Origin of the sequence: Oceanimonas baumannii, assembly GCF_002245495.1 — a bacterium.
Classification (GTDB): Bacteria; Pseudomonadota; Gammaproteobacteria; order Enterobacterales; family Aeromonadaceae; genus Oceanimonas; species Oceanimonas baumannii.
On the sequence record NZ_NQJF01000004.1, the window covers coordinates 98,627 to 115,732 of the forward strand.

The window sequence follows — 17,106 nt, forward strand, 5'->3', positions numbered from 1 at the left end:
GTTAGCCTGTCAATCATAAAAGACACCAAAGGTTTACATTAGATTGTTTTATGAACAACCAAGAGTTTGACCTGCATCACCTGTGGCATCCCTACACTTCCCTGACCCGTCCCCTCCCTTGCTATGAAGTGGAAAGCGCTAACGGCGTATACCTGCAGCTAAAAGATGGTCGTAGCCTGGTGGATGGCATGTCGTCCTGGTGGGCCTGTTTGCATGGCTATAATGTGCCGGAGCTGAACGCTGCCGCCTCTGCCCAGCTTGGCAAAATGGCGCACGTGATGTTTGGCGGCCTGACGCACGAACCAGCCATTGAGCTGTGCGCTGCACTCAGCAACATTCTACCCGAGGGGCTGGATCGGTTTTTCCTGGCGGATTCAGGTTCGGTGTCGGTAGAAGTGGCATTAAAGATGGCCATTCAGTACTGGCATGGCAAAGGCACTCCCAGAACCCGTTTTGCAGCATTAAGCCGTGGCTATCATGGTGATACCTTCGGTGCCATGAGCGTATGCGACCCTAACGGCGGAATGCACAGCCTCTACAAAGGTTTTTTGCCGGAGCATATTTTTGTGCCCACGCCCCAGAGCCGGTTTGACGGAGAATTTGATCCGGCTGATCTGCTCGCCCTTGAAGCGGTCTTTGAGCAACACCATCAGGAGCTGGCTGCGTTTATTCTGGAGCCCTTGGTTCAGGGAGCAGGCGGCATGCGCTTTTATCACCCCGACTACCTTAAAGGAGCCCGGGAACTGTGCGACCGCTATGGCGTGCTGCTGATTGCCGATGAAATTGCCACCGGCTTTGGCCGCACCGGCAAGCTGTTTGCCTGCGAGTGGGCCGGTATTTCGCCGGACATCATTTGCATTGGCAAAGCCCTTACCGGTGGATATATGACCATGGCCGCTACCGTTACCACAAAAGCGGTGGCCGACACCATCTGTAATGGCCCTGCCGGCGTACTGATGCACGGCCCCACTTTTATGGCTAACCCCCTGGCCTGTGCAGTAGCACTGGCCAGCCTGAAGTTACTGCTCTGTTCTCCCTGGCAACAGCGTATCAGCGCCATAGAAGAGCAAATGAAGCGCGAACTGACACCGGCATGTGAGCTTGATGCGGTGGCTGATGTACGGGTGCTGGGCGGCATTGGCGTGATTGAACTGCACCAGCCGTTGAACGTTGCCGATGTACAAAAACAGCTGGTGGACCTGGGCGTATGGATCCGCCCCTTTGGCAAGCTGTTTTACATTATGCCGCCGTATATCATCCAACCGGAAGAGCTGAGCAGGTTAACGTCGGCTATGGTAGCGGTGTGTAAAGGTTATTGATAATCCGGTTGCCGGGCCGGGGCAGCCTGCTGAAAAGCGGGCTGTTGCTGGCAGTGGTGATATACAGCCATCACCCTGGGATAAGGCGTAAGATCGCAGTTTGTACGAATTCCGTTGGCCACCTGAGGTACCAGGCAGCAGTCGGCCAAGGTGGGCGAATCACCAAAACAGTAATCACCAAAACCATACCGGTTCAGCAAGGTTTCGGCGGCACTCAGGCCTTCGGCCGTCCAATGACGGATCCAGCTCTGCTGTTGCTCGTCACTCAGTGCCAGCTCATTAGCCAGATAGTTGCGTACCCGCAGGTTGTTAAGCGGATGCATATCACAAGCAACCAGATTGGCCAGCTCCAGCACCCGTGCCCGCAGCAAAGGCTCAGCGGGAAACAAGGAAGGCTCGGGATGCAAGCATTCAAGATAATCCATAATGGCCAAGGACTGACCCAACGCATTGCCCTGGTTGTCTATTAACATAGGGACGCCACCGGCAGGGTTTTGCGCCTTAAAGCTTTGCTCCCGATGTGCGCCTGCACGCAGATCTACCCCAAAATAGTCAACATCAATGCCCTTGATGGCCAGCGCAATACGTACCCGATAAGAGGTGGAACTGTTAAAAAAGCTGTAAAGCTGCATGGCGCTGAATTCCTTTTTTGACCGAGAATGGGTTTGCCGCGCATAAAGCACGGCCTGCAAAAACATGTCAACGTCATTCCGGGTTTAACCCGGAATCCATACCGCAAACATCGCCGTAGCCTGCTGAATGGACTCCGGCCTGCGCCGGAGTGACGAGTTGTAGCGCCGAAATGACGAGAGGGTTAATTGTTTACCCTGCCCCACATAAAGCACGGCCTGCAAAAACGTACCAACGTCATTCCGGGTTTAACCCGGAATCCATACCGCAAACATCGCCGTAGCCTGCTGAATGGACTCCGGCCTGCGCCGGAGTGACGAGTTATAGCGCCGAAATGAAGAGAGGGTTAATTGTTTACCCTGCCCCACATAAAGCACGGCCTACAAAAACGTACCAACGTCATTCCGGGTTTAACCCGGAATCCATACCGCAAACATCGCCGTAGCCTGCTGAATGGACTCCGGCCTGCGCCGGAGTGACGGATTTATAACGCAGGAGTGACGATACCCTACCGGTTGTTTGCCGACTGCATGGATTTGGCCTGATTAAGATTCTCTACCGCTTTGGGGTAGTAACGGGGGGAAGCATCAATGGCGCGCTGAAAAAGACTTTGTGCCGCCTCATATTCCCCTTCCATCAGCGCGATATAGCCCAAATCATTCAGCGCTTCAGCCTGAGGCATCACCTTGCGCAGAGCCATCAAGGCCTCCGAGTTCCGGCCCCAGCGATAATACAACAACCCGAGGTTACTCCAGGCACGCTCATATTCCGGCTCCTGATTCACGGCCCGCAACATGGCACGCTCGGCCTGGGGATATTCCCCCTGCAAATAATAAGAAAAACCAAGGTTGGTATGCAACATGGCCAGACCTGGCTGCACCTGCAGTGCACAACGGTAATATTCCCGGGCCAGCGGGCCCTGTTCAAGAATATCGGCCAGCAAGCCAAGGCCATTGTAACTGCGCCACGGTGATTTAGCATCGGTCATGCACTCACCGGTAGCCGGCTGGCCAAGACGGCTTCTGTCAGCCGCAATCACTTCCTGTAGCAGAGTTTCAGCCTCGTGATGGCGTTTCATGTCAATTAACAGCAACGCCAGCCCTTCTTTGGCCTCCAGACGGTTTGGAGCATCCCGCAAGGCACTGCGATAGGCCTGCTCTGCCCGGGAGTTGTTATTTCGCTGACGTTCCAGCCCGGCAATATTGAGGTACAGCTCACCCGGTTCAAACTCACGAAATGCCAGTGCCTGGGTGTATGCATATACCATGGCATCGATATCACCGGAAGTTTGCGACTGGGCAATCAGCATTTGAGCTTCCTGGCCGTTGGTGGGTTTAATGGCGCCGGCTCCCGGCGTGTTAACCGGGCCCGGCTCTTCGTCGCCTGAGCCGGACATGGCCGAGCAGCCGGACAGCAACACCAATGTTAATGCCAGTACAATGTGTTTCATCTTGTTTATCCTCATGCCGTATCCGTGGCGTAAGAAAGCGTTCTTGGTACTTTTATGCTAGTAGGTGTGCCTCATTCGAGCCAGCTCCGATAGATAAACTACATATTGCTGAATACCCGAAATATCTTAATAAGAGCAGGGCCTATGGCCACAATAAAAAAAGACGGCCAGATAAACAGTACCAACGGAAAGATCATTTTGGTGCCCACCTTGGCAGCCAGCTCTTCCGCCTCCTGCTTGCGCTTAATACGATATTCATCGGCATACACCCGCAGGGTTTCGGCAATACTGGTGCCCAACTGAATACACTGGTTAATGGCCACGTTCAGGCTGCGAAAATCCTCCAGACCGGTGCGCAGAATAAATTCATCAAACGCCTGCTGCATGGTAAAACCGGCTCTGAGTTTGGCAGAAATCAGGTTCAGCTCTTCTGCCAACTCTTCATGGCTCATGCTTATTTCTCCGGCCACCCGCTGCAAGGCTGCCTTAAAGCCCAGACCGGCTTCGGTGCACACCACCAATAAATCGAGGGCATCGGGCATGGCCAGTTTCATCCGGGTCATGCGTTTTTTCGCCAGCCGCTCCAGTATAAAGACCGGCACAATATAGGCGATATAGCCCACACCCAGCAGCACCATTAAAATCATATTCAGGGGTAGCTGAGTGAACAGGTTAAAGACCACAAATACCACCAGCAGCGAGCCCAGCACCGTTATCACACGAATGCCGGTAAACACACTGTAGGCAGATCCTTTCTGAAAACCGGCATGTACCAGCAGGGTACGAATGCGGTGGCCATTAAAGCCGCTGCCATGTTTTTTAGCCAGTACCAGGCGCTGCTCGAGTGACTGCTCGTCTTCTGCCTCTTGCTGAATATCTTTCAACTGACGACGGTAAGGACTGTTCATTCCGCTGGCGACCAGAGTCACGCCCCAGAACAGGGTCATCACGCTCAGCGCCACCCCGCCCACCAGCACCCACTGGCGCATTTGCGGATCGGCCAACATCTGGCCCAGCAATTGACTGAGTGTGTCCATGGCTACACCTCTATCTTGATGATTTGGCTGATCCACCAGGTGCCCAAGATCATGCCTATGGCCCCGCCAATCAGCAGCTTGTTCCCTTCAGCCGTGTTCACCAGTTCAACAATATAGCTGGGCGTGGTTAAAAATATCACGGCAAACAAGGCAAACGGCGTCAGCACCAGTACCCAGCCCGACATGCGCCCTTCTGCCGACAGGGTGCGTAACTGGCGGTTAAACTTAAAGCGATCCCGAATAATTTTCGCCAGCTTATCGATATTTTCTACCAGGTTACCGCCGGTTTCCCGCTGCACCTGTACGGCACTGACCAGCGCCATATTGGAAATGCTGGGCACCCGCTCCAGCAGGCCGGTCATGGCCTTGCGCACATCTTTCCTGTAGTTAATGTCGGCAAACACCAGTGCAAATTCACGGCCAATGGGATCCGGCATTTGTTCGCTGATAAGCTTGATGGTATCGGCAAAAGAATAACCTGCCTGCAACCCTCGTTTCATGATGTCCAGTGCTTCGGGCATTTGCTGTTCATACAGTGCCAGCCGTTGCAGGTAGTTACGCCGTAACTTCAGCCATACAATCAGAGACGGCACTACCAGCATGATTAAACTCAGCCACAGGTTGTGCAGCCACAACCAGCTTCCTCCTGCCAATAGCAACGTGATAATCCCCACCCTAAATACCAGCTGATAGGCATACAGCCTGGAGCCAGCCAGCTCCAGTGAAAACGCCACCCGCTCCATTGCAGGCAGGGTTTCTATGCGGCGCAGAGCCGGCGACAGGGCATCCAGCTTTTTGGTACGAAAAATGGATGCCTGTGCCTGTTCGCGGTTTTCATCGGCCAGAGCCTGTACCCGGCGCTTCAGCATGGCGGAATATTTAAGGCGGGGCTGACTGATGGGCACAAACATGGCCATGCTCAGACACACTACGGCCAGCCCCACCAGCGCCAGAAAAATCAGCATATTCATAAGCGCCTCCCTTAAAAAATGCCCTTGTGCAGTTCATCGTCACCAAACAGGCTGCGGGGCAACACCATGCCCCGGCGGGCCAGCCTGTCATAAAAGTTGGGCATAACGCCGGTCGCCTTGTGCCGGCCGGTCACATTGCCTTCACTGTCTATGCCGGTGCGCTCAAAGGTAAAAATTTCTGACATGGTAATGGTTTCACCTTCCATGCCATGTACTTCCTGCATGCTGATCATCCGCCGCTTGCCGTCTTCCTGACGTTCCAGCTGAATAATGAGATCCAACGCCGAAGCTACCTGAGTACGAATGTTTTTTACCGGCATGTCGAAGCCGGTCATGGACACCATGTTCTCAAGACGGCCCAGCGCATCCCGCGGGGTGTTGGCGTGGATGGTGGTCAGCGAGCCTTCATGACCGGTGTTCATGGCAGTAAGCATGTCGAAGGCTTCCACACCACGCACCTCCCCTACCACAATTCGGTCGGGGCGCATACGCAAGGTATTTTTTACCAGATCGCGCAGGCTTATCTCCCCTTTGCCTTCTATGTTGGAAGGGCGGCTTTCCAGCTGTACCACATGGGGCTGCTGCAATTGCAGCTCGGCGGAGTCTTCCACCGTGATAATGCGCTGATTGGATGGAATAAAGCTGGACAAAATATTCAGAAAGGTGGTTTTACCGGTACCGGTACCGCCAGAAATCAGAATATTCAGCTTGCCCTTTACCACCGCCTCCATGACCTCGGCAATGGCCGGAGTAATAGTGCCAAAGTCGATCAGGGTGTCTACAGCCAGTTTTTCCACGGTAAAACGACGAATGGACAAGGTAGGGCCGTTCAGAGCCAGCGGCGGAATAATGGCATTCACCCGGGAGCCGTCTTTAAGGCGGGCATCCACCATGGGAGAAAGCTCGTCTATGCGCCGGCCCACACTCGACACAATACGCTCAATCACTCCCATAAGGTGTTCGTCATCAGTAAAGGTAAGCGGCACCCGCTCAATGCGGCCACGGCGCTCGACATAAATGCTTTTGGCCCCGTTCACCATGATATCGGCAATGCCGGCATCAGCCAGCAAGGGCTCCAGTGGCCCCAAGCCCAGCACTTCATCCAGAATTTGCCGCACTATTCTCTGGCGCGAGCTCATGGAAAGCGGCACCGGCGAGTCTTGCATTAACTGATGCGCCAGCCGTTCAATCTGCTCGCTGGCTTGATCAACAGACACGGTTTGCAGCATGGGCAGGTCGAGCATGTCCATCAGTTTTTCGTGCAAACGCTGTTTGTGGTTCTGCTCTTCCTGATTAAGGATATAGTCTTCAAGGTTCATCCATGACCCCCTTTGCCCGGTCAGTGACCGAACAGTCGCTTGAATAATCCTGGCTGTTTGCGTTTATCTGCCTCGGGTTGCAGTGCATTGCTCAACTCATTAAACGCAGATACCAGCTTGTGGTTACGCTTTTCTTCTGCCACCAGACGGCCCAGATCGGTACAGGTTTCAGCCATGCTAAAGTCATTAGGTAAAGTTGCTATATTTTTAATTTCAGTGGCTTTTTCAATTTCCTGAAGCGACACATCCTTTTTTTTATCGTAACGGTTCACCAACAACAGAATGCGGTCTTTGCCCATGCCCAGTTCGTGGCGCAACTGACGCAACAGAAAAATGGTTTCGCGCAGCGCACTCAGGCTTTGCTGCATCACCACCACCACCTGGCCGGCATTTTCCAGCAGGGGTAAACTCCAGGTTTCAGGGCCGCGTGACATATCAATCACCACCCGCTGATATTGCCCCCGCACCAGATGCAGCAACTGGGCACACTGGCGGGCAGTCACGGTACTTTCATCGTGCAACTGGACAACTGACGCCGGCAACACATCCATGCCATCCCGAGCCTTGCTGACCATGCCGGCCAGCGCCATGGCATCCATCTCGCTGGATTTAAGCAATGCATCGGTAAGACCACCCTGCCTTTCCCGGATATTGAGATAGTCGGCCAGTGAGCCATAGTGACGGTTGGCATCCAGCAGCAGCACCTTCTCATGATCTGCCTGAAAGGCATGGCCCAGGTTGGCACACACAAAGCTGGCACCAGAGCCGCTTTTGCCATTGACCACCACGGTGACCGGTGCCAGACTGATGCTGGCCGACACACTGGCAGAAATGCGCACCAAGGCACTCCACAACTCGGTGAGTTCGCTGTCTTGCGGCAAGAAGTCGGCCGCTCCCATACGCATGGCCCGGCGTACCAAACCAGTGTTGGCCGGGTTTCCCATAAAGATAAGGTGGCGGCTTTCACCGGCTTTGCGTTCCAGCTCGTCATACACCGGGGCCACTACCGGGTGATCGACCAGCAGCAGCACCTGCCTATCCCCTTTGGGTAGTAAATCCTGATCGCTCAGTTTTTTTAACTGCAGCTGACTGCTGTTATGCAGCTTTATTTTAAGCAAAGGCCATAACTGCTCGTCCGGGTCCATTACATTCAGCAGCAAGGGGCAGGAAAGTGCCGGCAATGTTTGCATGCTCTCTCGCTCCAGATCTACTATTTTTGCATCGGTCATAGCAACTCCATTTAAGGGAAACAGGGCACGACACCGTCTGGTGTTTCTCCCAAACTTTCAGCTCTGACTACGGTTGAGAAATCCGGACTGAACATGGAAAGGTCGATGGACAGAGGCAAAATCATTTCAAACTGAAAGTTGATAATGCCGGCTCTGATGTAAAAAGGGACTTCGGTGCCTGTTACCGGTGAAAAATCATCCTTGAGATATTCAATACCAATATTGCTTCCGGAAAACCCCGGTATACTTCCCCCTAACCTGGCAGCGACATCACTGGCAACATCCGCACTTTCACCGGGTGCGCATACAGCAGCTACTCTGGCTGCTTGCCGGGTCGTTTCATTAAGAATATTCCAAGTGTAGAGCAACCTGCTGATTTCTATAACAGCAAACAACACAAAAAAAACTACAGCGCCGACAATAGCAAACTCAACTATTGTTGTACCCTTCTGCCCGTTTTTTAAGGTGCTCATACACTGCCTCACATTACTCTTACAACCATGCTGGTTCTCATGGGAAAGTTCAGTGATAGCGAGTTACCAAAAAAGGTATTAAAGTTATCACCAAACACTGGCGTCCAGTCATACTCCACCATCAGTTCAGTATAAAAATTCCCACTTCCAAAAGGATATTCATAATCGGTGACAATGGTTACATCGCTGGTCGTTAAACCTGGCAACACTGAGCTTCCTGCCGCGCTCGTACTTCCGTACACAATCAGGTTTTTGGCTTCGCTCTCACGCTGAGCTCTGGAGCCAGAGTTACTGTAAAAATCTCCGGATCGCTCTATAGATAACGCGCCAGCTCTCATTGCCTTGGAAAGCATTGAATATTGATATAAAGCCCTGCCAAACTCCCCTGATGCCAACATTAACAACAGCAGAAATGGAAGAACAATGGTTGCTTCAACAGCAGCAAGACCCTTTTGATACTTTTTCATCATGAGTCTCCACTATCTGAGTCATCAAACAATACCAGCCTGAAGTTCTCACCCCCAGTACCGCCGCTACCAGATCCTCCTGATGGGCACTTACTGACAAATTCTGCGGCAATATACATATCATTACCTTTTCCATCTGCTTCTTGGTTTAGAAACATACAGGCAACACCCACTGTTTCAACTGGTGCATTACCTCCGGCATCAGAGCAGTTTGCAACCGGAACTTTTACCAGCCTGCGGTTATCTATTGAATATCCAGAAGCAGCTTTATATCCATAACCCAAGTCTTTTTTTACATAATCTTTATACATCTGCAATGTCTGATTTCCATCATTATCGAGTAAATCACCAGGGCTCAACTTAATGCTTTCGCCATCATCCAGAGGTGTTTTTGAAAAATCAACAATTGGCAGGCTCGACAATATTCCATCAGAGTAGTAATCACCACTAACCCCAGGCGGAGGCGCATTAGGCTCTTTTATCTTCCCCTTGTAAATACCAAACCTAGAATTCAAACCTTGCTTTGTTGGACCATGTATATTACCCGGCTCAGTAGAGTCAACTTCAAACTCAGGAGTCTCTCCTATTTCAATACAATGGCCACCTGCTAGTCCATCTCTAAAATCGTCAGCACCTTTAGAGTCTCCAATTCTGATGGCTTTAAAATTACCGGGTCCCATTTCACTGGAGCCCGGAGCCGGTGATTTGATAACGATAACATCACCTTTATTTTTACTATCGTCGTCCAGATTGTCTACATCTGCCGCTGTATACCCAAAATTATCGGCATCACTTAATGCGCACATTAAAAGTGGGATCACATCACAAACTTTGTTTGAGTTTTCCGGTGCCAATGGCCCGGCTAAAGCAGAGACCCTAACCTGCCAGATATTAGTAGCTATCTGAGAAAGAAACTGGGTTACAGGAACCGACTCCATTCTTACCCTTATATACTCTGCACCGGGGTTATTCGTGGGCTGAAAGGGAACAGGATCATCAGAAAATTCAACCACTACGGCTGCCGCTAATGCGGTGGTATCCACATTAATAAAACCATAACCGTCTTTAGATAAAATTAACTGCAATGTATCCAGTGCAGCCGCTTCAGCATTGGCATGAGTGCTGATACTGGCATCATCCGAGGACATTGTTTTAGCACCACTTAACGCCGCCGCATCCACCGCATCCTGCAGGCGACTCTTGTTTAACAATAAATACCCGCCATCCAGTGCCAGAGCGGTAAAGCCTAGTAAGACAAAGAGCGCTACCGTCACCAGGATCAGTACGGCTCCTTTCTGTTTCCTTTGGGTTGGCAGCGCTTTCATGATGTTGTCCTCGTTTACATACTCATTGATCTATTCGGGTTAATCACCAAAGTTAAGAGTGACCTGGGTTTTCCCCTCACTTGGCGTTTCAGCCCCTTTTACGTATTTATCGTGCAGCGACACACCATATTCACCGTTAAGAGTGAGAGCTGTCAGCTTGCCGTCACTCCGTTCGGCAGCGCCGGGGTCCAGCACCTGCAAGGTGTCGAGCTGACGGGTGTCCTGCCCCATATCAAAACCGTAGTGAAGTTCATTGGCACAGCCTGTGAGCAAGCCGGCAGCCAGCAGGGTCAGTAGTGGTAACTTCATTATGTTTCTCCTTATTCTGCTGCTACAGCGACTGGCCATAGGTCTGTTCCATGCCACCTTCGTTCATGGCCGGGTTAACACCGCTGTTATTGCTCTGCTCTGTTGCCGGAGCTTCATCGGTAACACGGGCCCGCTGCGACATGCGGCCCAGCAGATAAAACTCAAGATCATTAGGCTCTATAAATCCGTCGGTGGGCAAAGACACATGCTGCCTGTTGAAAGGGCGTACCAACCGTGGCGTCACCATAATCACCAGTTCCGACTCACCTTTGGCAAAGCTACGGCTGGTGAACAGGTTGCCCAGAATGGGGATGTCGCCGGCAAAAGGCAGCTGACTTACCTGCTCACGAGTGCTTTCACTCAGCAGGCCGGCAATGCTGATGGTCTGGCCATCACCCAACTCTACCGTGGTGCCAGCGCTGCGCTTGCTGAGTGCGGTGATGTCACCGAACAGCGGTACATTGGCAGAATTGGCCACCACCGGCTCACTGACGCTGACATTGAGATTAAGATTGATTTTTCCACTGCCCAGCACCACTGGGGTAAACTTGAGCCCCACGCCGAATTCCTTGAATTCAATGGCGATGCCGTCTTCGGTGGGCACCGGTACAGGATATTCCCCGCCGGAGAGAAACTCGGCCGACTGACCGCTAATGGCGGTAATGCGCGGCTCAGCCAGCACTCTGGCCAGGCCCCGGGTTTTGGCCAAATCGAGTGCCACATTAAACACGGTGTCAGCACTGGCAAAACCACCAATAATGGTATTGGTACCAAAGTTCTGCAGCTGGCTTACGCTGTCGCGCAGTAATGAAAACCCCCAGTTGCCGGAACTTTCGAGCAACTCAAAGGCCGATTCCCAACTGCGGGAGGTGTCGCGGGCCACTTCGGCCACGGTCACTTCCAGCATCACCTGCTGGCCACCGCCCACACTCATCATGTTCATCACTTCGGAGCGGGCCACGCCCCCTTCGGCGGCCACCACATAGCCCCGGGCCAGTTCATAAGCGGCATTCAGCCGGTCGAGGTTGGATACTTCACCGCTGACCACCAGTTGGCCCTGGGAGGTATGTACCTGAATGGGTTCATTGGGCAGAAAGCGATAAAGCCGCTCTTTAAGGCCCTGCAGATCATGGCTGACTTCAATATCGTAAACCTGCATCAGATTGTCGTTCATGTCCCACACCATCAGGTTGGTATGGCCGAGCGACTTGCCCACCAGATAAAGTTCACGATCCTGCAGCACCAGCACGTCTGCGATGGCAGGGTTACCCACCGAGACCCGGCTGGCTGGCCGGTCGAGCATCATCGAGCGGGATTTATGAATAGGCAACTGCATTTCGTTGCCCGCCCGGTTCAGGCTGCCACCGGCCATGACCGGGCCGGTTGCTGCCAGTAACGTTAACCCCAGAATACATCCTGTCAGGGTTTTCATAGCCACCTCCTGTGCACTAAAATCGGGTTTTATCAGCTTTTTACCGGCACCTGTTGCTGACTGGTACCTTTAATAAGATCAATGGTGGAGGCTCGGGGGCGCACCACCGGTTTAGGGGCCGGCTCCGGTTCAGTCACTTCAGGCTTCGGCTGCTCGGCCACCGCCGCCACAGTGGTTTCAATAACCGGATCCTGTTCGTCGTTGGGGTTGCGCAATGCCAGCTGAATGCGGCCATTGGAGCTGGCGTTTACCAGCCGCTCGGCCTGCTCGGGGTTTACCTCAAGGGTGACGGCTCGCACCAACTTGGGGCGGTTTTCATCGGTATGCTGGGTCTGGTCTACGGCCAGTACCTTCAGGTTTTTAAGCACAGTGCGGGTACTGCTGCCTTCGGTAAACAAAATATCAACCCGGTTACCCGGCAGCAGAAAACCGGCCACGCCGATCACGTCGTTTACCCGAACGGTCACCGCTCTCATACCTGGCTCCAGCAACACAGACAAGGTGCTGCCCTCTCCGGCCGGGGCCAGTCGCTCTATGCGCAGCACATCACCCCGGTAAAGGTTATTTTTGGCCACCATGCTCTGGGCCTGCTCCAGACTGGTAAGCGCCCCGGGCGGCACCAGGCGGGTATCTATGTTTTTAAGCTGCACATGAATGGGCTCGATGGGGGCACCGGGAGTCAGATCCACAGCGGCCACTACCACTTGTGTGGTTTTTCCTTCGGCCTGTGCCTTGGCGGCCTGACTTTGCTGACTAAGCCAGTTATTGGCCATATAAGCCGCAGCCACGCCAAATACAACCGAAAGAACAAACAGTAATAATGTGCGTGTTTTCATAACCTGATCCTTGGTTAACGATTAACTCCATAAAGGGAGTATAGTCAGTGCACACAATACATGCGCCAGGCTTTATCGAGAATTTCTTCATTTAATGGCATGCCGGCCTGACCATTAAAATGCATAATATCCCGGGCAATACCCAGAATATCGCGTGGGTAGCAGGCAATAAGCGGCTTGTCACTTCCGCCATGCAATTTGTCTATCATAAATCTGAATACAGACTCATCTGCGGACAACTGGTATTTATCCAGGTTCATATTCCATATATCCCGGTACAAATTTTCCGGCATGGCACTTAAATGCAGCTTATAGCCCAGCCGGCGTAAAAATGCCTCATCGGCAATGGTTTCGGGGTCCAGGTTGGTGGAAAATACCAGTATCTGTTCAAAGGGGATATCAAAGTGAAGGCCATTGGGCAGTGAAAGAAAGTCCCGCCGTTCTTCCATCGGCACAATCCAGCGGTTAAACAATTCGTCAGCGGAAAAACTCTGCCGGCCCAAGTCATCAATAAGAAACACGCCATTATTGGCTTTCATTTGTAAGGGGGCACTATATTGCCGGGACTGCCGGTCAAAATGTACTTCCAGCATATCAAGCTTCAGCTCGCCACCTACCATCACCAACGGGCGTTTACAAGGGATATAACGGGCATCCTGATCTTCAGTATTATGCTCTACTCGCCAGTGATAGAGCGGATCGAACAAGGGAATAATGGTGTTCTGCACCGCAATGGCGTGGGGCACAAAGATATTTTCATCAAACACTTTATTAAAGCGATGACACAAAAAACTTTTACCGGTACCGGCATGACCATAAATAAGCAAAGGCCGGCGTGAGTTAAGCGCCGGCCCCAGAGCATTCACCAGCTCCTGGCTTATCACCATATCGGAAAGCGCGGTTTCCAGTTGCTCCCTTTTTATACTACGCTCACCCAACGACTGTGCCAGCACCAGCCGGTTATAATCGGCAAGCGGAATAGGTGCCGGGCCGATATAGCCATCACGTTCATTCAGTACCTGGGCTTCGTACTGGCCTTTTTGAGTAAGAGCAAAACGAATGGGCTCGTCCATTCGTCCGGAGGCCCGCACCTCAACCAGTTGCAGACTTTTCAGCTCCTGCAGCAGCGGTTCCACAATGCTGCCACGCAAGCACAAACGCTCAGCCAGCATTGGCAACGATAATGAGGCCTCTTCCTGTAAATGGCGCAACACCAGACGGAACAACAGTTCTTTGGAGAGGCCGGTATCGGCCAGGGTTTTGGGTTTGGGCAGAAACATCCTTGTTACCCCCTGTTTAGCCGCCAGCTTTAAGCTGTCAACTGTAAATTAAACAACACTGCCTGATAGCTGATTATCAGGAGACCAGGGTAAATATCTGGAATTCATTCAGAATTACCGCCAATGCCGCCCCCATAGCCAAAGCCGGGCCGTAGGGCACCTTTAAGCCGGCCAGCTCACCTTTTGCCGGTGCCAGATAACGGCGGGAACCTAATATTATTACGTAACGGTTAAAGCTGGCTTTAACCCCCTGCCAACCCACTTTTCGCCAGGCCAGTAGCAATACCAGCGGCAAACCAATGATTAACCCGTAAAGTAGCCCTTCCAGAAATATCTGCCAGCCGGTAAAAGTGGCAATAGCCATACCCAACTTAACATCACCACCCGCCAGAAAACGAAGCACAAAAAATGGGAAAAGAATAAGAAAGGAATAAACAAGGCCGGTTAATGCAAAGGCGACATCTCCGTTAACTACTCCATGATAAGCCAGTGCGAGAATAATAAAGTTTAGCGTTAACCAGTTGGGAATTTTTTGGCGGGCCAGATCCATCCAGCATGCCGCCATCAAAAATATTATCAGTGGTAGCTGTTCCATAGCATCACCATTAAATTTGGCGAGCATATGCTCGCCAAAAAAACATCACGAACAAGCAGTCTTAGAGCCACCGGAAACATTTGCAGCACCATCACCAACAGCATCACAGAGACCAGTGATAACAGTATCAACGTTAGTACCTAAATTGGTAAATGCTGCCACAACCCCTGCAGCAACCAAACCACCTGCTATTGCATATTCCACAATAGTCAGACCATCTTCATCATTTACCAGACGCAGTAATTCTTTGGCAATAAACATAAGAAAACCCTCTTCCTTGCTTGTGTTTTCAGGTCCCTGTTTTACAGAAAACCTTCCTGGTTATAGCAATTACAAATAAAAGCCTACTTTATGCAAAAAATTTACATTTGCTTTTACTTGCGGCACTGCCTGTGCCTGATTCAGTCATATAGTCGCGCGGCCTCCTTTCTGCTCGATTATATGTTCCGCCACTTTGTTTACTGTAAATTGTTACTGCAAGCCTTTACTGTAAGCTTTTACGTTAAGTACTTACGTTCAGTACTTACTTTAACACTTTAAGTTTTAAGTGCCGGGCCTTAAGCAATCTGCTTATTATTATTTATAGCTCAGTTTCAGCCGGTAGGTAGTACTTTATGCATGCAAGTTTCCGAACGTTTTCGCCCTTTTCCCTTGGCTATATTCTGTTTTTTCGATAGATATCGTGGGCAAACACCAGGCTGTTGCCCTCGGTCCAGGTGGTGAAGTACACCATATACACCGGCAGTCGTTCCGGCGGCGGCAACACTTGGGTATGCTTGTGTTCCGGCAGTTGCCAGCCCAGGCCTGTGGCCAGCGCCTCCGGCTCGGCCAGGCGCACGCAGCCATGGCTGAGCGCACGCTGATCATGGCTGAACAAAGCCTTGTCGGGGGTATCGTGCAGGTACACACTGTGGCGGTTTTGCATTTCAAACTTGAGCCTGCCAAGAGCATTGGCAGGACCGGGCTGCTGCACCAGGCGCAACCCGGGTGGCGGGCTTTGCCAGTTCACACTGGATGGCAGCACCGGCGTACTCTGGCCCGGCAGCCAGGCCATAAAACCATTGCGATCCAGAAAACCGCCGTCCTTGCGCTGTGCCGGCAGCAATTCTTCCCGCATGATGTTGGCGGTGGGTGTCCAGTCCGGATTCACTTTCAGCGCACTGATATGGGTAGCCAGTTCAGGCGTGGGCCAGTCGGGCCGGCCAACAATGACCTTCATGGCCAGTTGCGGCCGGTCGTTGCGCACCAGGGTAAGGCGATAAGAAGGAATATTAATCAGCACATAGCTTGCCGTGGCCGGGGGTAAATACAGCCAGCGGTGCAGGTTGGTTTTTATTTCCTGTCTCACTCCGGCTGGGGTGCGATCAAGCAAAGTCCGGGTGGGCTTGTTCAGCTCGCCGGTCACATTCAGGCCGCCGGCCTGTTGCAGTTTTTTCAGTTGGTTTGCCAGCGGAGGGTCCAGCACATCGGGCCGCCCCACCGGGGCCGGCACCGCCCGGCCCAGCTCAGTCAGCCTTGCCCGTAATGCCGGAATGGCCGCATCACGCTCGCCGGGGCGTATGGCCGGTCCGGCAGGCAGCGGCGTGTAAGCCGGCTGGTTACTCAGCCGCTGGTAATGCCGGTACAACTCACGATAACCGTTATAGTCAGGTACCTGACCCGCCATGTAGGCCGCCAGGCTCTGCTGCGCGATGGCCTGTTCAAAGCCCTGAGTGCGCCAGTGTGCAGGCAGCGTATATTGGGCAAAACGCTCCCGCTCGGTTAATACTTGCCGCCATTGTTGCGTTAACCAGGCATCTCGCTCGTTGGTGCTCATGGCATTAAAAGTGTGTTGATCCGGCAACAGCAGCTGCTGCAGTTGTTGTCCGGCTTCGTTCAGTTGCTGGTTATGATGCCATAACCACTCGGCCATGGCCGGCATGCTGAACAGTGAAAACAGCAATAGCAGCACACGCATATGGGCTCCCTCCCTGGCTCATGCTTTTAATCATTATGGGTCAAGGAATACAGAGCGCCGGTATCAAACCGGATAAAAGTAAAACAACAGCAGCGTCAGTACGGCAGTGGCGGCCAGCATGGCCAGATAGGTTTTAAGATACTGGCTTTGCCGGCGGCCTTTAAGGTGCACCAGGGTTAAGGTCGTCACCGCCAGCCCCAGGGCTCCCCAGACTCCCAGATGAAACCACAGCGCCGGCAGGGTCAGCCAGCCGGTGCGCACTTCTACCTCCAGGTAGCGCATATAACCATATTGCTGCTCGGGCCGGCCGTAATGAAACAAGATGAGCAGCAGTGCATAAAGTGTCCAGCCACCGGCGGTAAGGGCCGAAAGCAGGGCCCCAAAGGGGTCTTTACGGTGTTTCGCCATGGCCGCCTCCCATCTTTTGCTTGAGTCCTGAAACCACAAGGGTAACATTGGTTCCCCTACATATAGTGT

At 52.4% G+C, this 17,106-nt stretch carries 18 protein-coding genes; 1 reads left to right on the forward strand and 17 read right to left on the reverse strand.

All coding sequences use genetic code 11. The features are described 5' to 3' along the window. Nucleotides 1-50: 50 nt before the first annotated feature. Entirely contained in the window at nt 51-1,319 is a 1,269-nt protein-coding gene (bioA, locus tag B6S09_RS05785; protein ID WP_094277559.1) for an adenosylmethionine--8-amino-7-oxononanoate transaminase, read from the forward strand. On the opposite strand, the gene maiA is transcribed toward bioA, so the two are convergent. The 17 genes from maiA to B6S09_RS05870 form a co-directional block, all read right to left on the reverse strand. Continuing rightward, nucleotides 1,313-1,951, reverse strand: coding sequence for a maleylacetoacetate isomerase (gene maiA / locus B6S09_RS05790; RefSeq protein WP_094277727.1), 639 nt, complete (start codon nt 1,949-1,951; stop codon nt 1,313-1,315). The genes bioA and maiA overlap by 7 nt on opposite strands. Nucleotides 1,952-2,457: 506 nt before the next feature. Then, the gene (locus tag B6S09_RS05795) at nt 2,458-3,399 is read right to left on the reverse strand and encodes a tetratricopeptide repeat protein (protein WP_094277560.1); all 942 of its coding nucleotides are present in this window, start codon (nt 3,397-3,399) and stop codon (nt 2,458-2,460) included. A gap of 98 nt (nt 3,400-3,497) precedes the next feature. Beyond that, a complete protein-coding gene (locus B6S09_RS05800; protein ID WP_094277561.1) occupies nt 3,498-4,436 on the reverse strand; it encodes a type II secretion system F family protein in 939 nt (312 codons plus the stop codon). 2 nt (nt 4,437-4,438) lie between these two features. Beyond that, a complete protein-coding gene (locus tag B6S09_RS05805; protein WP_094277562.1) occupies nt 4,439-5,407 on the reverse strand; it encodes a type II secretion system F family protein in 969 nt (322 codons plus the stop codon). A gap of 11 nt (nt 5,408-5,418) precedes the next feature. Then, the gene (locus B6S09_RS05810) at nt 5,419-6,726 is read right to left on the reverse strand and encodes a TadA family conjugal transfer-associated ATPase (protein ID WP_094277563.1); all 1,308 of its coding nucleotides are present in this window, start codon (nt 6,724-6,726) and stop codon (nt 5,419-5,421) included. 20 nt (nt 6,727-6,746) lie between these two features. Further along, entirely contained in the window at nt 6,747-7,955 is a 1,209-nt protein-coding gene (locus B6S09_RS05815; protein ID WP_094277564.1) for a CpaE/TadZ family protein, read from the reverse strand. 11 nt (nt 7,956-7,966) lie between these two features. Beyond that, nucleotides 7,967-8,428: a TadE/TadG family type IV pilus assembly protein gene (locus tag B6S09_RS05820; RefSeq protein WP_094277565.1), complete on the reverse strand. Its 462-nt coding sequence runs from the start codon at nt 8,426-8,428 to the stop codon at nt 7,967-7,969. A gap of 8 nt (nt 8,429-8,436) precedes the next feature. Beyond that, nucleotides 8,437-8,898 (reverse strand): TadE/TadG family type IV pilus assembly protein, encoded by a 462-nt coding sequence (locus tag B6S09_RS05825; RefSeq protein ID WP_094277566.1) that lies wholly within the window; start codon nt 8,896-8,898, stop codon nt 8,437-8,439. Continuing rightward, nucleotides 8,895-10,220, reverse strand: coding sequence for a pilus assembly protein TadG-related protein (locus tag B6S09_RS05830; RefSeq protein ID WP_094277567.1), 1,326 nt, complete (start codon nt 10,218-10,220; stop codon nt 8,895-8,897). The genes B6S09_RS05825 and B6S09_RS05830 overlap by 4 nt, the downstream gene beginning before the upstream one ends. Nucleotides 10,221-10,259: 39 nt before the next feature. Continuing rightward, nucleotides 10,260-10,529: an addiction module component gene (locus tag B6S09_RS05835; protein WP_094277568.1), complete on the reverse strand. Its 270-nt coding sequence runs from the start codon at nt 10,527-10,529 to the stop codon at nt 10,260-10,262. Between the two features lie 22 nt (nt 10,530-10,551). Beyond that, nucleotides 10,552-11,961, reverse strand: coding sequence for a type II and III secretion system protein family protein (locus B6S09_RS05840; protein WP_094277569.1), 1,410 nt, complete (start codon nt 11,959-11,961; stop codon nt 10,552-10,554). A 32-nt stretch (nt 11,962-11,993) separates the two neighbouring features. Continuing rightward, nucleotides 11,994-12,797, reverse strand: a complete 804-nt coding sequence (gene cpaB, locus B6S09_RS05845) for a Flp pilus assembly protein CpaB (RefSeq protein WP_094277570.1) — start codon at nt 12,795-12,797, stop codon at nt 11,994-11,996. A 44-nt stretch (nt 12,798-12,841) separates the two neighbouring features. After that, on the reverse strand, nt 12,842-14,077 hold the full coding sequence (locus B6S09_RS05850) for a DUF8689 domain-containing protein (RefSeq protein ID WP_094277571.1): 1,236 nt from the start codon (nt 14,075-14,077) through the stop codon (nt 12,842-12,844). 76 nt (nt 14,078-14,153) lie between these two features. Then, on the reverse strand, nt 14,154-14,699 hold the full coding sequence (locus B6S09_RS05855) for an A24 family peptidase (protein WP_243832759.1): 546 nt from the start codon (nt 14,697-14,699) through the stop codon (nt 14,154-14,156). An 18-nt stretch (nt 14,700-14,717) separates the two neighbouring features. After that, nucleotides 14,718-14,933: a Flp family type IVb pilin gene (locus tag B6S09_RS05860; protein ID WP_094277572.1), complete on the reverse strand. Its 216-nt coding sequence runs from the start codon at nt 14,931-14,933 to the stop codon at nt 14,718-14,720. Between the two features lie 394 nt (nt 14,934-15,327). Then, nucleotides 15,328-16,629, reverse strand: coding sequence for a L,D-transpeptidase family protein (locus B6S09_RS05865; RefSeq protein WP_094277573.1), 1,302 nt, complete (start codon nt 16,627-16,629; stop codon nt 15,328-15,330). A gap of 63 nt (nt 16,630-16,692) precedes the next feature. Then, the gene (locus B6S09_RS05870; protein WP_094277574.1) at nt 16,693-17,037 is read right to left on the reverse strand and encodes a hypothetical protein; all 345 of its coding nucleotides are present in this window, start codon (nt 17,035-17,037) and stop codon (nt 16,693-16,695) included. Nucleotides 17,038-17,106: the final 69 nt, after the last annotated feature.

What these genes read in the sequence shown, in the direction of transcription:
- bioA (WP_094277559.1), top strand. Translation starts at nt 51, where the DNA reads ATGAACAACCAAGAGTTTGACCTGCATCACCTGTGGCATCCCTACACT.
- maiA (WP_094277727.1), bottom strand. Translation starts at nt 1,951, where the DNA reads ATGCAGCTTTACAGCTTTTTTAACAGTTCCACCTCTTATCGGGTACGT.
- B6S09_RS05795 (WP_094277560.1), bottom strand. Translation starts at nt 3,399, where the DNA reads ATGAAACACATTGTACTGGCATTAACATTGGTGTTGCTGTCCGGCTGC.
- B6S09_RS05800 (WP_094277561.1), bottom strand. Translation starts at nt 4,436, where the DNA reads ATGGACACACTCAGTCAATTGCTGGGCCAGATGTTGGCCGATCCGCAA.
- B6S09_RS05805 (WP_094277562.1), bottom strand. Translation starts at nt 5,407, where the DNA reads ATGAATATGCTGATTTTTCTGGCGCTGGTGGGGCTGGCCGTAGTGTGT.
- B6S09_RS05810 (WP_094277563.1), bottom strand. Translation starts at nt 6,726, where the DNA reads ATGAACCTTGAAGACTATATCCTTAATCAGGAAGAGCAGAACCACAAA.
- B6S09_RS05815 (WP_094277564.1), bottom strand. Translation starts at nt 7,955, where the DNA reads ATGACCGATGCAAAAATAGTAGATCTGGAGCGAGAGAGCATGCAAACA.
- B6S09_RS05820 (WP_094277565.1), bottom strand. Translation starts at nt 8,428, where the DNA reads ATGAGCACCTTAAAAAACGGGCAGAAGGGTACAACAATAGTTGAGTTT.
- B6S09_RS05825 (WP_094277566.1), bottom strand. Translation starts at nt 8,898, where the DNA reads ATGATGAAAAAGTATCAAAAGGGTCTTGCTGCTGTTGAAGCAACCATT.
- B6S09_RS05830 (WP_094277567.1), bottom strand. Translation starts at nt 10,220, where the DNA reads ATGAAAGCGCTGCCAACCCAAAGGAAACAGAAAGGAGCCGTACTGATC.
- B6S09_RS05835 (WP_094277568.1), bottom strand. Translation starts at nt 10,529, where the DNA reads ATGAAGTTACCACTACTGACCCTGCTGGCTGCCGGCTTGCTCACAGGC.
- B6S09_RS05840 (WP_094277569.1), bottom strand. Translation starts at nt 11,961, where the DNA reads ATGAAAACCCTGACAGGATGTATTCTGGGGTTAACGTTACTGGCAGCA.
- cpaB (WP_094277570.1), bottom strand. Translation starts at nt 12,797, where the DNA reads ATGAAAACACGCACATTATTACTGTTTGTTCTTTCGGTTGTATTTGGC.
- B6S09_RS05850 (WP_094277571.1), bottom strand. Translation starts at nt 14,077, where the DNA reads ATGTTTCTGCCCAAACCCAAAACCCTGGCCGATACCGGCCTCTCCAAA.
- B6S09_RS05855 (WP_243832759.1), bottom strand. Translation starts at nt 14,699, where the DNA reads ATGCTCGCCAAATTTAATGGTGATGCTATGGAACAGCTACCACTGATA.
- B6S09_RS05860 (WP_094277572.1), bottom strand. Translation starts at nt 14,933, where the DNA reads ATGTTTATTGCCAAAGAATTACTGCGTCTGGTAAATGATGAAGATGGT.
- B6S09_RS05865 (WP_094277573.1), bottom strand. Translation starts at nt 16,629, where the DNA reads ATGCGTGTGCTGCTATTGCTGTTTTCACTGTTCAGCATGCCGGCCATG.
- B6S09_RS05870 (WP_094277574.1), bottom strand. Translation starts at nt 17,037, where the DNA reads ATGGCGAAACACCGTAAAGACCCCTTTGGGGCCCTGCTTTCGGCCCTT.